We start from the raw sequence: 13,461 nt of genomic DNA, 5'->3' as shown, positions 1-13,461 counted from the left end.
GATTGACTTTGATCTCGCGCCGCTCCATCATCGCTTCATTCCGAGGGGGGCACTGTACAGTGCTGAGATAGCGTCGAGCTGGACCCTTGAACCTGATCCGGGTCATGCCGGCGTAGGAACGGGAATTGAGCAAAGTTCGCGCCTTTTCAGCTTCACCTTCGCGCATGACCGGATCTCCAAAAGCGACGGAGTCCAGAGCGTGCCATACATCCTGACATCTGAACTGCGGCGGTAGCTGCCAACCATGCGCCTCGTTACTCGCATGGTCGCGGCGCTTGCCGCCGTCGCTGCTTGCTGGCAAGTGGCGGTCTGGCTATTCCAGCCTCCGCGATTCATTCTGCCCGGGCCAATTGCGGTGGTGTCGGCGCTGGTCGAAGAGCGGCAATATCTTGGCGTCAACGCATCGATCACGCTCATCGAGATCCTGCTTGGACTGGCCTTCGGTGCGCTCGCCGGCATTGTCATCGCGCTGCTCGTCGCCGCCATTCCTGCCTTCCGCCATGTCGTCTGGCCGCTTCTTCTTGTCTTGCAGGCACTCCCGGTGTTTGCCATCGCGCCGCTGCTTGTTCTGTGGTTCGGCTTTGGACTTGCCTCCAAGGTGGTGATGGCAAGCCTCATCATCTTCTTTCCCGTGGCGTCGGCCTTTGCCGATGGCCTGCAGCGAACCAACCGCGATCTGCTTGATGTGGCTTCGCTCACGCAAGCGACGCCGCTCGCAACCCTGCTTCTCGTTCGGGTTCCGAGTGCCTTGCCCTCGCTCGGATCGGGCCTGCGGGTCGCCGCCGTCTTTGCCCCGATCGGCGCCGTGATTGGCGAATGGGTCGGCTCGTCGCGCGGGCTCGGCTTTGTCATGCTGCAAGCCAATGCCCGCATGCAGACCGAAACCATGTTCGCGGCACTGATGATCCTCGCCGCCCTCACCGTGATCCTGCGCTTTCTCGTCGACGCCCTGACCCGCCGCCTTACCCCGTGGGCGCCGGAAACATGACCATCTCTCCTCATCGATGCAACAAAGGACAAACGATGTTCCGCATACGCTCATTGATCCTCGCCATATGTCTTGCGCTTTGCGCCGCAACCGCACCTGCAAGAGCCGCCGACAAGCTGACGGTTCTACTCGAATGGTTCGTCAATCCGGACCACGCCCCTCTTGTCATCGCCCGCGAGAAGGGATTTTTTGCCGATGCCGGTCTTGATGTGAATCTGATGCCGCCAGCAGACCCGGCCGCGCCGCCACGCCTCGTTGCGGCAAAGCAGGCCGACATCGCCATCCACTACCAGCCTAATCTCTACCTCGACCATGACGCCGGCCTGCCGCTGGTGCGCTTCGGGACGCTGGTGGAAACGCCACTCAACACGGTGATGACGCTGGCCGATGGTCCCATCAAAAGCCTCAAGGATTTGAAGGGCAAGAAAGTCGGCTTCTCGGTCTCCGGGTTCGAGGATGCGATGCTCGGCGCCATGCTCAAGTCCGAAGGCATGTCCATCAAGGATGTAGAACTGATCAACGTCAATTTCGCACTTTCGGCCTCGCTGATCGCCGGGCAGGTCGATGCGACGGTCGGAGCCTACCGCAACTTTGAACTGACCCAGATGGCACAGGAGGGTCATAGCGGCCGCGCCTTCTTTCCCGAGGAGCACGGCGTGCCGGTCTATGACGAACTCATCTTCGTCACGCACCGGGATCTCGTGACCGACAATCGCCTGCCGCGCTTTCTCGGCGCTGTCGAAAAGGGGGCGATCTACCTTACAAATCACCCGGACGAGAGCTGGCAGATTTTCATCAAGGCCTATCCGGATCTCGACAATCCGCTGAACAGGCAGGCGTGGATGGATACGCTGCCACGCTTCGCCAAACGGCCGGCAGCTCTCGATCGCAGCCGCTACGAACGCTTCGGTGTCTTCCTGCACGAAGCAGGACTGATCAAATCGATCCCCGCCGTCGGCGACCTTGCCGTCGAACTCTCCCAACCTCCTTCGCTCTGATGAAAGAGAAGATCATGCCAAAAGTAGATTTCCGGCTGAATGCCATTGTCGATGTCGAGGCTATTGGCGACGAGCATGACCTTGGTGCTCTGGTGCTTGCTGCGGCCCGAGGCGGCGCCACGATCATCCAATATCGCGACAAGAATTCGCCAACACGAAAGATGGTGGAACGTGCCCATGCGATCCGGGCAGCGCTGGTCGGCAGCGGCGTTCCGTTCGTCGTCAACGACCGGGTCGACGTGGCGCTTGCCACGGGTGCCGACGGGGTCCATGTCGGGCGCGAGGACATGCTGGTCGCCGACGTCCGTCGTCTGCTTGGCCCGGATGCGATCATCGGTTTGACGGTGAAGAACGAATCCGATGCCGAAGCCGCCATCGCTGGCGATATCGACTATGCTTGCATCGGCGGGCTGTTCGAAACGCCGGCCAAGCACAATCCCGACGGTCCCATCGGCTTTGACGGCTATCAACGTCTGGCGCAGGTCATTCGGGCGAAGAAGCCCGACCTGCCGATCGGCGCTATTGCCGGCCTCGATCTCGCGCGCGCTGCACCGGCCATCAAAGCCGGGGCCGATGGCATAGCGGTCATTTCGGCCATTTTTCGGCAGGTCGACCCGAAGGCCGCTGCGCAAATACTGCGCGAGGCAGTGGACAAGGCGCTCGAGGCACGGCGATGACCGCGATCGCATTGACCATTGCCGGTTCCGATAGCGGCGGCGGCGCAGGTATCCAGGCGGACCTGAAGACCTTCTCGGCGCTTGGCGTCTACGGCGCGAGCGTCATCACAGCCATCACCGCCCAGAACACAAAGGGCGTGACAGCAATCGAAAATCTCTCGCCTTCGATCATAAGCGCGCAGATCGATGCCGTTCTGTCAGACATTGACGTGGCCGCGATCAAGATCGGCATGGTCTCCGCAGTTGCAGCGATCGAGAGCATTGCCAACGGCCTGCGCGGCTGGGACAGGGCGCTCGTTATCGACCCGGTGATGGTCGCGACCTCAGGTGATCGGCTACTCGAACCGGGAGCCATCGATGCGTTGCGGCAGGTGCTTCTCCCCAAGGCAACCCTCGTCACACCCAACCTTGCGGAATCAGCCCTGCTGACCGGGCGGCCCGTCGCAGGCGATGCGGCCGAAATGGTGCGTCAGGCCGAGCTTCTGCTGGCTTTCGGTCCGTCAGCAGTTTTGATCAAGGGTGGCCATGGCAGCGGACCGGAGAGCAGCGATTTTCTGTGGGACGGAAAAACGCAAGAATGGTTTTCCAGCCCCCGCATTGCCACGAATAACGATCATGGAACCGGCTGCACGCTTGCCTCCGCCATCACGGCTGAACTGGCCAAGGGCGAGATTCTGGCCGATGCCGTGGCACACGCCAAGGATTACGTGACGTCAGCGATGCTCGCCGGCAGTGAGCTCAAAGTGGGGCGGGGGCGCGGACCCGTGCACCATTTCCACCGGTGGTGGTAGGCACGATTGTGGAGGCCAGCAAATCCTGCCGCTCGAAGGGCAGCGGGATCACCGCCGGAAACACCACCTTGCCGTCGGCATAGGCAAGTTCCGTCGGCGTCATGAGGGCGCTCGTCGCCTGCGCGGCAGGGGCCGTACTTGCTTCCGATGACGTCGCAACAAGAGCGGTCTGTACGGGCTCTGCCGAAGGTTCGAGCACGTCGAGCATGCCCTTCTGCTTGGCCTGATAGTAATACCCGCGTGAATAGAGGCGGACTGCCTGGTCCGGATTGTTGTCCGCCACTTTATAGGCCCCAGCGAGATACTTCACCCCGTATTTAAGGTTGGTCTCCGCATCGAGCAGATCCTTGGCGTTACCGTCATGGCCGAGGCCGCGTGCAGTCGCTGGAAGCAACTGCATAAGTCCCCAATAGGGCCCGTTGCGTGCCTGGGGATTGAAACGGCTTTCACGCTTCACGACACGGCGGACCAGGGATTCCGGCACAGCATAGGCGACCGAGTATTTTGTGATCAGGCCATCGACGGATTTGTCGGATGTCTTGGCTAAAGGCCGAGAGTCAGTTGCCGCCACGCGTGGCGCAGCCTCGGGAACCGGGATCGACGCCGCGGTCGGAAGCTTCGGATCGGTTGTCGAGCAAGCACCCAGAACCAAGGCAAGGCTCAGGGCGGCGAAGGCGCGCGGCAATCGGTTTTGAGACAGCATTGGTCACCGGTCGAAGAAGTCAGAGTATCGAGATTTCTCTTAGCTTGTTCGCGTGTGCCGACGGCAATCACTTTCCGATACAATGTGTAACAATTGCCTGAGGTCGAGGCGCGAGGTGCGCCGGGTTGACTCCAACATATATATCAATGTATCAGTTAATGATTGGTAAGGCCAGTTTACCAGTCATGCGCGGAGAGAAGCCGTGCGGGGAGGTCAAATGTTCGCAGCGATCCAGCCGCGCCGCCTGTATCAGCAGGTCGCGGAACAGATCCGTGATTTGATCGAATGCGGTTCATTCGCCGTTGGCGAACGATTGCCCGGCGAACGCGAACTTGCCGAGGAACTTGGTGTTTCCCGCCCGACAATCCGCGAAGCGCTCATTGCGCTGGAAGTCGAAGGCCTGATCCATATCCGCATGGGTTCGGGCGTTTACGTCACCAATCAACGCAAAGAAAAGCCTGTGCTCGCCCCCTCGGACGACCTTGAAGGCCCGTTCGAACTGCTGCGTGCCCGTTCGCTCATCGAATGTGCGATCGTCGAGGAAGCCGCCAAAGTGGTGACGCCGGCACAGGTCGAAGCCATGGATGCCGTGCTGACCAGGATGGGGAAAACCTTCAATAATCCGCATGCTTCGATTGCGCTCGACCGGACATTTCACACCACCATTGCAGGCATCATAGAGAATGCTGTGCTCGAGCGGTTCGTCGGACAGCTCTTCGATCAGCGCATGACACCGTTTTTCGAGCGGCTTGCGAGCTACTTCGAGAGCGCGGTTTCCTGGCGTGAGGCATTTGCCGAACACCGGGCAATTCGAGATGCGATCGCTTCGGGCGATCCTGCTCGCGCCAAGGCGGCGATGCAGTTTCATCTGCAGCAATCACAATCGAGATTTTCCAGGAGCTTCGAGGAGGAACTCGAAAGCGAGAAAGGTCATCCGCCGAAAGGCTCGACACGAAACACCACGATCTGATTTCAATCTGGGAGGAGAAGGACATGAAGATCAAGCTTATGGCCATTATGGGAGCGGTGGCCGCGCTCGCACTTTCGGCTGCGGCGGCACAGGCCCAGACCGCTCTGAAATGGGCCCACGTCTATGAAACCTCGGAGCCGTTCCACACGGAATCCGTCTGGGCCGCCGAAGAAATCAACAAGCGCACCAATGGGCGCTACAAGATCGATGTCTTTCCGGCTTCACAGCTCGGCAAGGAAGCAGACATCAACCAGGGCCTGAAGCTCGGCACCGTCGATATCATCATTTCGGGATCGAGCTTCGCAGCGCGCGATTTCAAGCCGATCGGCGTGACCTATTTCCCCTATATTTTCCGCGGTCCCGAGCATTTGATCGCCTATACGAAAAGTGACGTCTTCAAGCGTCTCGCCGCTGGCTATGAGGAAAAGACCGGCAACCACATCGCCGCCGTCAGCTATTACGGCACCCGCCAGACCACGTCCAACAAGCCCATCAGCAAGTGTTCGGACATGCAGGGCCTGAAGATCCGCGTGCCGGACGTTCCCGCCTATCTTGCCATGCCGCGCGCCTGCGGCGCCAACACGACGCCGATCGCCTTCGCCGAGGTCTATCTCGCCCTGCAGAACGGCACGGTCGAGGCCCAGGAAAATCCGCTGACAACGATCGAAGCTAAGAAGTTCTACGAGGTGCAGAAGAATATCGTTCTGACCGGCCATATTGTCGACCATCTCAATACGGTCGTCTCCAAGCAGCTCTGGTCGAGCCTGTCCGACGAGGACAAGAAGATCTTCGGCGAGGTCATGCAGGAAGCGGCCGAGCGTACGACCAAGAATATCGAGGAGAAGGAAAAGGCGCTCGTTGCGACATTCAAGGAAAAGGGCATCAACGTGACCGAGGTCGACAAGGCCGACTTCGAGAAGACGGTCATGGAGAAGGTGAAATTTGAGGACTTCGGCTACGAGAAGTCCGACTGGGAGGCCATTCGCGCCATCAAGGAATAATCCGCGGGAGCCGGGCGGCTGGTCCGCCCGGCATTCCATTCACTTGGATGCGAAGACCGGAGAATGCCAATGGCAAAGGAAGTCCACACACAGGTTACGGCCGAGGAGATCGCCCATTCCTTCGAGGATGCGGCGCCGGTGGCCGACGTTTCGGATTATGCGATCGAAGACTGGCTGACGCTCGCCGTATTCTGGCTCATGACAGGCTGCGTGTTTCTGCAGTTCTTTACCCGCTACGTCCTTAACAACAGCTACGCCTGGACCGAGGAGATAGCTACCAACTGTCTCATCGCGGTCGTCTTCCTCGGCTCTGTCATGTGCGTGCGTCTGTCCCGCCACATTCAGGTCGACGTACTCTATCACTATCTTCCGGCTTCGGTTGCCCGGGCCCTGTCGACGTTCGTCGATATCGTCCGCATCGGCTTCTTTGCCTATGCCGTGTGGCTGATGTGGCGTTACACGCAGATCGTTGCCGAGGAGCGCATGGTCACGGTCGACCTGCCGCGCAATATGGTCTTTTACGCCGTATTCGTCGCATTCGTATTGATGCTCTTCCGCTCGGTTCAGGTTTTCATCGCCAATATGCGCCGCGGCTATTCGGTGCTCGAGCGGCCCGAGGAATTTCACAAGGTAGAGGATTGATCCATGTTGTTGCTCGTCGGAACCTTTCTCTTCCTTATGCTCGTCGGCGTGCCGGTGGCGATCTCCATGGCGGTCGCGTCGGTGCTTTATCTCGTCTTCTTTGGCGTGGCGCCCGACATCATCGTTGCGCAGCGCATGATTGCCGGCGTCGAGAGCTTTCCCTTGCTCGCCGTGCCGTTTTTTATCCTCGCAGGCAATCTGATGAATTCGGCAGGCGTTACCGGACGCATCTACTCCTTTGCGGTCGCGCTTGTCGGCTGGATGAAGGGAGGCCTGGCGCAGGTCAACATCATCGGCTCGGTCATTTTCTCAGGCATGTCCGGTACGGCTCTTGCCGACGCTGCGGGCATTGGCACCATCGAGATCAAGGCGATGAAGGATCACGGTTATCCGATTGAAGCGGCTGTCGGCGTGACTGCCGCCTCTGCGACCCTTGGCCCGATCTTTCCGCCGTCGCTGCCCTTCGTTATCTACGGCATGATGGCCAATGTGTCGATCGGCGCGCTGTTCATGGCCGGCATCGTGCCCGGCGTCGTCATGACAGTGCTGATGATGCTCACGGTCGCCATCTTCGCCTATGTCAAGCGCTGGGGCTCTGACGCGCCCTTCGAAATCAAGCAGCTTCTCGAAGCTTCGCTTGAGATCGTCGTCGTCTTCAGCGTACCGCTTGTCATCTATCTCCTGACCCTGACCGGGCTATCGGTCAACGCCTCCGTCGGCATCGCTCTTGTGCTTCTGCTTGCCGCCGACTGGTATTTCGACTTCTCGGCGGTCATGGCCCTGATGACCCCGGTCATCCTGATCGGCGGCATGACCATGGGCTGGTTCACGCCCACTGAGGCGGCTGTTGCCGCGGTGCTCTGGTCGCTGTTCCTCGGGCTCGTCCGCTATCGCACCATGACCCTGTCGAGCCTTGCCAAGGCAAGCTTCGACACCATCGAGACAACGGCATCGGTGCTCTTCATCGTTACGGCGGCGTCGGTATTCGCGTGGCTGTTGACCGTGAGCCAGGCAGCGCAGCTCCTGTCGACGGCGATCCTTTCCATCACGGAAAACAAGTGGGTGTTCCTCATCCTCGTCAACCTGTTGATGCTCTTCGTCGGCTGTTTCCTTGATACGATCGCAGCCATCACGATCCTTGTGCCAATCCTTTTGCCGCTCGTTCTCAAGTTCGGTATCGACCCCGTGCATTTCGGCCTGATCATGACGCTCAACCTGATGATCGGACTTCTGCATCCGCCGCTCGGCATGGTATTGTTTGTCCTGTCGCGGGTCGCAAAACTATCCGTGGAACGCACCACCATGGCGATCCTGCCCTGGCTCGTTCCGCTCTTTATCGCCTTGATCGCCATAACCTTCATCCCGGCGATTACGCTTTGGCTGCCAACACAATTGGGTCTGATCAGATGAGTATGAAAGGCATAGCTGCAACACTCTTCGGCGCGGAGGACCTTCGCGTCGTCGATATCGATCTTGGCGAGCTCGCACCGAACATGGTGCGGGTCAAGTTCGGCGCCGGCGGCATCTGCGGTTCGGACATGCACTATTACCGCCACGCGCGGACCGGCGATTTCGTTGTTACCTCACCCCTCGTCCTTGGCCATGAGATCGCCGGCGAAGTGATTGCCGTTGGCAGCGGCGTCACGTCGGTGGCTGTCGGCGATCACGTTGCGGTCAATCCGTCGCGCTGGTGCGAAAAATGCGTCTACTGCCACGAGGGCCGACCCAACCTGTGCGAAAATATCTACTTCATGGGCTCGGCTTCGAAGACCCCGCACATGCAGGGTGGATTTGCCAGCGTCTTCGATGCGACGGCGGCACAATGCGTCAAGGTGCCAGCCGATTTGCCGTTTGAGGCCGCCGCCCTCGCGGAGCCGCTCGCCGTTTGCCTGCACGCGGTGCGGCGCGTCGGCCACGTCAAGGGTTTCTCGGCCATCGTCTTCGGGGCCGGGCCGATCGGACTTCTGACAATGCTCGCCCTGAAACATGCCGAGGCGGGCTCGGTGACGATGGTCGATGTCGCTGCAGCGCCGCTGAAGTTTGCCGAAGAGCTTGGCGCCGACCAGATCGTCGACCTGTCGAAGGGCGAAGAGCAGCTGGCGGCGCTGGCTGAGGGGACCCCGTTCGATATCGCCTTCGAGATCTCCGGAACCGCCGCGGGGCTGGCCTCGGCGATCCGCACCGTGCGGCGCGGCGGAACCGTTGTACAGGTCGGCAATCTTGCGGGTGGCACCATCCCGGTGCCGGCCAACGCGGTCATGGCCAAGGAACTTGATCTTGTCGGCACCTTCCGCTTCGGCGAAGAGTTCTTCGAGGCGGTCGAACTCATTGTCGAGGGCAAGATCGACGTGCTGCGGCTGGTGACTGCTCAATATCCGCTCAGCGGTGCTCCGGAGGCGTTTCTGACCGCCCTCGACCGCTCGCGCAGCGTGAAGGTCGTTTTGACCGCGTAGGCGGCAGCGGCGATTTGTGCCCATTGCGGCGCTTGGCGAAGCCGATGAAATCGGTTACCAAGCGCCGGTAACGCCGATTTATTAACGATCCCGCGATAGAATTCTGCTTCTGTCGCGAGTGGAACGATCCGGAAGACAAACGTGGGGCGAGTTCTTAGGGCTTTGTATTCGTTTTCGAAATCCGTGGCTTTGATGGGTGTGATCCTCGGTGTCGCAAGTGGTTGCACCACGGCAGCGACGCTTGATCCGACGCCGTCCGCAGTGGCGGTCCTGCCGCTGAATTCCGAGAAATATGCTTCTGTCGTCGTCGATGGCAGTACCGGGGTCGTGCTTTATTCGGCCAACGCCGATCTGCCGCGCATTCCGGCATCATTGACCAAGATGATGACGCTCTACCTCACATTCGAAGCCCTCCAGTCCGGTCGCATCACGAAGTCGACGCTTATTCCGATGTCGGCTCATGCCGCCTCGCAGGCGCCCAGCAAGCTCGGCGTCCGCCCGGGTCAGGCCATCGATGTGGATACGGCGATCAAGGCGATCGTGGTAAAATCGGCCAACGACGTCGCAGTCGCGCTCGCCGAATATCTTGGCGGCAGCGAAGAGCAGTTTGCGGCGCTGATGACCGAGAAGGCGCGCCGCCTCGGTATGAAGGGCACCAACTTCCACAACGCCTCTGGCCTGCCTGATCCGCAGCAGATCACCACGGCGCGCGACATGGCCCTCCTCGGCCTTGCATTGCGACGGCACTATCCGGGCCAATACTATTACTTTGCCGTGCATGAATTCGCCTTCAACGGCAAACTGATCCGCGGGCACAACCGCGTCCTGGATCAGGTCAACGGCGCCGACGGCATCAAGACCGGCTATGTACGGGCTTCCGGCTTCAACATCGTCACCTCGGTCAGCGACAATGGGCGCCAGCTCGTTGCCGTCGTGATGGGCGGCGATACGGCACGAAGCCGGGACGCCCAGGTCGTGAACCTTGTGAACCAATACCTTCCCCAGGTGGCATCGCGATAATCCAGAGGTCAACCGTCGCAAACGCGGCGGGATGGTCGCGAAATTCGCAATGGTGCATTGCAATATATACCGGCAGAAAAAACCCATTGCATAAGTATTTGTCGAACATATTGCATCGCAATACAATCTACCATATGATACAGCCGATAGAAATTGGTATTACTTTGAAAATTTGATACTTTAGTTTATTAGACTAAGTGTTTAATCCATCAACATAGACTTACATATTTCTGCGTGACATCTTCTAAATCGATTAGATTTGGGAGGATTTTAGTCATGGATACGACCCGTAGACGTTTTTTGACTCAAGGCGCCATTCTGGTCGCCGGCGGTATTGTCAGTGCCTGCGACAAGGACAATGCCAAGCCCGTGGCAGAGACCACGTTCGAAACGCCAGCGGTGCCGCCGACCACGCCGCCTGTCACCCCAACCGTCGAATTGCCTATTGAGCTGCCACCTGTCGTGCCCGAGGCGACAATGAAATCCATGGCAGGCACGCGGGTTCTCAATGGGGGCTGGACTTTCCAGGATGCGAAGAATGTGCCCGAGATCATACCTGCGGGCGACATTTCGAAAGCGGATTATTCAGCGGAGCAATGGCAAACGGCCGCCGTGCCCGGGACAGTTCTGACCAGTATGGTGAATAACGGCGTATATCCTGAGCCGCTTTATCGCCAGATCGTCACCGCGCTCATTCCAGATACGCTGAAAGACAGCGATTACTGGTATCGGGCCGCAATCGAAATTCCCGTTTTGGAAGCGGGTCAACGCTTCTGGCTACGGTTCGACGGGATCAACTATTTGGCCGACATCTGGCTCAACGGTCAAAGCGTGGGCCGTATCGAGGGCGCGTTCAAGCGCGGCTATTTCGATGTCACCGACATCATCAAGGACAAGCCGGGGCAGAACGCTTTTCTCGCTGTCAAAATCTACAAGCTCGAGTTCACCGAAGGGCCGTTGCTTCCAAGCTTCAAGAGCGGCGTGACCCGTGGCGGCCGCAATGGCGGTAAGACTGGAACAACCCTGCGCAACGGGCCCACATTCTTCTGCGTTGCCGGATGGGATTGGGTGCCGACGATACCGGATCGTTGCATAGGTATCTGGCAGCCCGTCTATAGTTTCACCACCGGCGCATTGAGGATCACCGACGTTCGGATTGATCCGGTGATCGCTGATGACCTGACGAGTGCCGATCTGGCTATACACGTCACCGTAGTCAATCACGGCGGCTCGGAAAAAGCCGGTGTAGTCTCGGGCAGGATAGGGGACATTGAGTTCAAACATGCGATCGAATTGCCGACTGATGGGCAGACAAAGACCGTAACCTTGACGTCGACCGATCTGCCGCAACTCTTGCTCAAGAACCCGAAGCTCTGGTGGCCGAACGGCTATGGCGACCCCTATCTCTACCCTGTGTCGATCAGGGTGAATGTCGGCGACACAACCTCCGACGTTCGCGAGCTCAAGTACGGAATACGCAAGATTCAATATGTGCGTCCAAGAGGAGCCAACAACGATCTCGGGATCACGATCAACAACCTGCCAATTCTTGTCATGGGCGGCAATTGGGATCTCGACGAGGCATTGAAGCGCGTACCGCGGGAGCGCATTTTCAACGCGGTCCGGCTTCACCGGGATGCGAACTTGAACCTGATCCGCAACTGGAACGGTCAAAGCACCAGCAAGGACTTCTTCGAGGCTTGCGACGAGTACGGAATACTCGTCTGGCAGGACTTCTTCTATTCGACGGAAGGCGATTGGGCATCAGGCGCATACAACGTCGAAAGGTATCTCGACAATGTTCGCGATGTCATCACCAACTACCGCAATCACGCCTCGATCCTGCTGTGGTGTGGCGGCAATGAAGGCAAGCCGAACAATCAAAAGCTGGTCGATGGTCTCGATAAACTCGTTACCGAGCTTGATCCCAGGCGCGAATGCCTGACAAGTTCTGCAGGAGATACCAACGAGCAATACGCAGGAACCAAGCTGGATGGCTATAGTTCGGGCGGACCCTATCACTGGGTCACTCCGCAATCGCTCTTTAGTAAAGTCTCAAGCGATTCCTCCACGCCGTTTCACAACGAAATGGGCTCTTACTCCATCCCGACGCTCGAATTTGTCCAGTCGATGTTGCCCGAACAATCCTGGCAATGCCCTGACGATTACTGGGCTGACCGGGACATCAATGCCAATGGCGGCAACGGTAATGGGTCGTCGGGAGGAGGGATTTTTGGCGCAACAGCTAATCGTTATGGCAAGCTGACAAACCTTGCCGACTTTGTCCGCAAGGCGCAATTGATGAATTACGAATGCATCAAGGCGATTTACGAAGCGCATGCCGTCAATTTCGGACCGATAACGCCGACTGTGACCTCGACCTCGACGGGCGTCATCATGTGGATGAGCCACCCGGCGCAGCCGAGCTTCGTGTGGCAAATGTATAGTTACGATTTGGAACAGCATTCCTCCTTCTTTGCCGTTAAAAACGGTTCGAAGCGCGTCAACGTAGTCATGAACGCGCAGACAAGGATAGTCAGCGTGGTTAACCAAAGCGCGGAGCGGGTGAAGGGCAGCGTCGATATCAGCGTATATAATCTCGACGGTAGTCTGGTGGTTCGCACCGTTCAGAACGTCAGTCCCGTGCCTGCCGCATCTGCAGTGAAGATTATCGATATCGGCGCCAAGATCGCAGCCGCCACCTCAGCTGTGTGTTTCGTATCACTGAAGTTCTCAAATTCCGTTGGCCAGTTACTGGCGGAAAATTTCTACTGGTATCAAAAGGGCAACGCCGACAAGGACTATACCAGTATGGAAACCATGCCTCTGGCGGCGCCCTCCATTGCCGCAAGAAAGGTGGAGGAAAAGGATGGCAATGCCAAGATAGCGGTCACGGTTGAGAACCCCGGTACGGCCATTGCCGTCATGGTGCACTTGCAACTCTTTGACAGGAAAACCAACAAGCGCATTCTTCCGGCCTTCTTCAGCGATAACTACCTCAATCTTCTCCCTGGCGTGAAGCGTGAGGTGACAATCGAGGTGCCGCTGCAGGAGGGGGTTACGTACGACTTTGGCGTCCGTGTAGATGGGTTCAACTTTGGTCCCGATGCCAAGCTCGATGCGAGCGGTAGCGTTCCGGTGGTTCGCAATGAGAATGCGCTGGCAATCGCGCCTTGCCCGGGCATCACGTTCAACAACTGCGCGGCGCCTCAGTAACT

The 13,461-nt window shown here is 58.6% G+C and carries 11 protein-coding genes, 1 pseudogene and 1 riboswitch; of the genes and pseudogenes, 11 read left to right on the top strand and 1 reads right to left on the bottom strand.

All coding sequences use genetic code 11. The features are described 5' to 3' along the window. Positions 1 to 33 precede the first annotated feature (33 nt). A riboswitch (TPP riboswitch) is annotated at positions 34 to 136 on the top strand. Positions 137 to 244: 108 nt separating this feature from the next. The 4 genes from BM074_RS05200 to thiD are packed head-to-tail and all read left to right on the top strand — an operon-like array spanning position 245 to position 3,454. Continuing rightward, positions 245 to 988 (top strand): ABC transporter permease, encoded by a 744-nt coding sequence (locus BM074_RS05200; protein WP_091920249.1) that lies wholly within the window; start codon positions 245 to 247, stop codon positions 986 to 988. 44 nt (positions 989 to 1,032) lie between these two features. After that, positions 1,033 to 1,986 (top strand): ABC transporter substrate-binding protein, encoded by a 954-nt coding sequence (locus tag BM074_RS05195; protein ID WP_175498960.1) that lies wholly within the window; start codon positions 1,033 to 1,035, stop codon positions 1,984 to 1,986. A 14-nt stretch (positions 1,987 to 2,000) separates the two neighbouring features. Continuing rightward, positions 2,001 to 2,663 (top strand): thiamine phosphate synthase, encoded by a 663-nt coding sequence (gene thiE / locus BM074_RS05190; protein ID WP_091921484.1) that lies wholly within the window; start codon positions 2,001 to 2,003, stop codon positions 2,661 to 2,663. Then, on the top strand, positions 2,660 to 3,454 hold the full coding sequence (gene thiD / locus BM074_RS05185; protein ID WP_091920246.1) for a bifunctional hydroxymethylpyrimidine kinase/phosphomethylpyrimidine kinase: 795 nt from the start codon (positions 2,660 to 2,662) through the stop codon (positions 3,452 to 3,454). The genes thiE and thiD overlap by 4 nt, the downstream gene beginning before the upstream one ends. Before the next feature lie 202 nt (positions 3,455 to 3,656). Here thiD and BM074_RS23255 read toward each other — a convergent pair. Then, positions 3,657 to 3,995, bottom strand: a pseudogene (locus BM074_RS23255) (lytic transglycosylase domain-containing protein); the annotation flags it as partial. Positions 3,996 to 4,374: 379 nt separating this feature from the next. Between BM074_RS23255 and BM074_RS05175 the strand changes: the two are divergent. The 7 genes from BM074_RS05175 to BM074_RS05145 all read left to right on the top strand — a co-directional run bounded on the left by BM074_RS05175 (position 4,375) and on the right by BM074_RS05145 (position 13,459). Then, positions 4,375 to 5,127, top strand: coding sequence for a FadR/GntR family transcriptional regulator (locus BM074_RS05175; RefSeq protein WP_091920242.1), 753 nt, complete (start codon positions 4,375 to 4,377; stop codon positions 5,125 to 5,127). A gap of 23 nt (positions 5,128 to 5,150) precedes the next feature. Further along, positions 5,151 to 6,128: a sialic acid TRAP transporter substrate-binding protein SiaP gene (locus tag BM074_RS05170; protein ID WP_027230570.1), complete on the top strand. Its 978-nt coding sequence runs from the start codon at positions 5,151 to 5,153 to the stop codon at positions 6,126 to 6,128. A gap of 69 nt (positions 6,129 to 6,197) precedes the next feature. Next, complete coding sequence (locus BM074_RS05165) at positions 6,198 to 6,770, top strand: TRAP transporter small permease (RefSeq protein WP_091920240.1); 573 nt, start codon at positions 6,198 to 6,200, stop codon at positions 6,768 to 6,770. Positions 6,771 to 6,773: 3 nt separating this feature from the next. Further along, positions 6,774 to 8,180 (top strand): TRAP transporter large permease, encoded by a 1,407-nt coding sequence (locus tag BM074_RS05160; RefSeq protein ID WP_027230568.1) that lies wholly within the window; start codon positions 6,774 to 6,776, stop codon positions 8,178 to 8,180. Continuing rightward, positions 8,177 to 9,223, top strand: coding sequence for an L-idonate 5-dehydrogenase (locus BM074_RS05155; protein WP_091920239.1), 1,047 nt, complete (start codon positions 8,177 to 8,179; stop codon positions 9,221 to 9,223). The genes BM074_RS05160 and BM074_RS05155 overlap by 4 nt, the downstream gene beginning before the upstream one ends. 192 nt (positions 9,224 to 9,415) lie before the next feature. Next, entirely contained in the window at positions 9,416 to 10,243 is an 828-nt protein-coding gene (locus tag BM074_RS05150) for a D-alanyl-D-alanine carboxypeptidase family protein (protein ID WP_051614826.1), read from the top strand. 276 nt (positions 10,244 to 10,519) lie between these two features. After that, on the top strand, positions 10,520 to 13,459 hold the full coding sequence (locus BM074_RS05145; protein WP_091920237.1) for a glycosyl hydrolase 2 galactose-binding domain-containing protein: 2,940 nt from the start codon (positions 10,520 to 10,522) through the stop codon (positions 13,457 to 13,459). Positions 13,460 to 13,461 lie beyond the last annotated feature (2 nt).

Source organism: Phyllobacterium sp. CL33Tsu, assembly GCF_900113985.1.
Classification (GTDB): Bacteria; Pseudomonadota; Alphaproteobacteria; order Rhizobiales; family Rhizobiaceae; genus Phyllobacterium; species Phyllobacterium pellucidum.
Note: the sequence above shows the minus strand (reverse complement) of the source record. Positions and strands in the feature narration are given on the sequence as shown.

Excerpts from the sequence above, each read along its gene's own strand:
- BM074_RS05200 (WP_091920249.1), top strand. The coding sequence starts at position 245 with ATGCGCCTCGTTACTCGCATGGTCGCGGCGCTTGCCGCCGTCGCTGCT.
- BM074_RS05175 (WP_091920242.1), top strand. The coding sequence starts at position 4,375 with ATGTTCGCAGCGATCCAGCCGCGCCGCCTGTATCAGCAGGTCGCGGAA.
- BM074_RS05145 (WP_091920237.1), top strand. The coding sequence starts at position 10,520 with ATGGATACGACCCGTAGACGTTTTTTGACTCAAGGCGCCATTCTGGTC.
- thiD (WP_091920246.1), top strand. The coding sequence starts at position 2,660 with ATGACCGCGATCGCATTGACCATTGCCGGTTCCGATAGCGGCGGCGGC.
- BM074_RS05170 (WP_027230570.1), top strand. The coding sequence starts at position 5,151 with ATGAAGATCAAGCTTATGGCCATTATGGGAGCGGTGGCCGCGCTCGCA.
- BM074_RS05160 (WP_027230568.1), top strand. The coding sequence starts at position 6,774 with ATGTTGTTGCTCGTCGGAACCTTTCTCTTCCTTATGCTCGTCGGCGTG.
- thiE (WP_091921484.1), top strand. The coding sequence starts at position 2,001 with ATGCCAAAAGTAGATTTCCGGCTGAATGCCATTGTCGATGTCGAGGCT.
- BM074_RS05165 (WP_091920240.1), top strand. The coding sequence starts at position 6,198 with ATGGCAAAGGAAGTCCACACACAGGTTACGGCCGAGGAGATCGCCCAT.
- BM074_RS05150 (WP_051614826.1), top strand. The coding sequence starts at position 9,416 with ATGGGTGTGATCCTCGGTGTCGCAAGTGGTTGCACCACGGCAGCGACG.
- BM074_RS05155 (WP_091920239.1), top strand. The coding sequence starts at position 8,177 with ATGAGTATGAAAGGCATAGCTGCAACACTCTTCGGCGCGGAGGACCTT.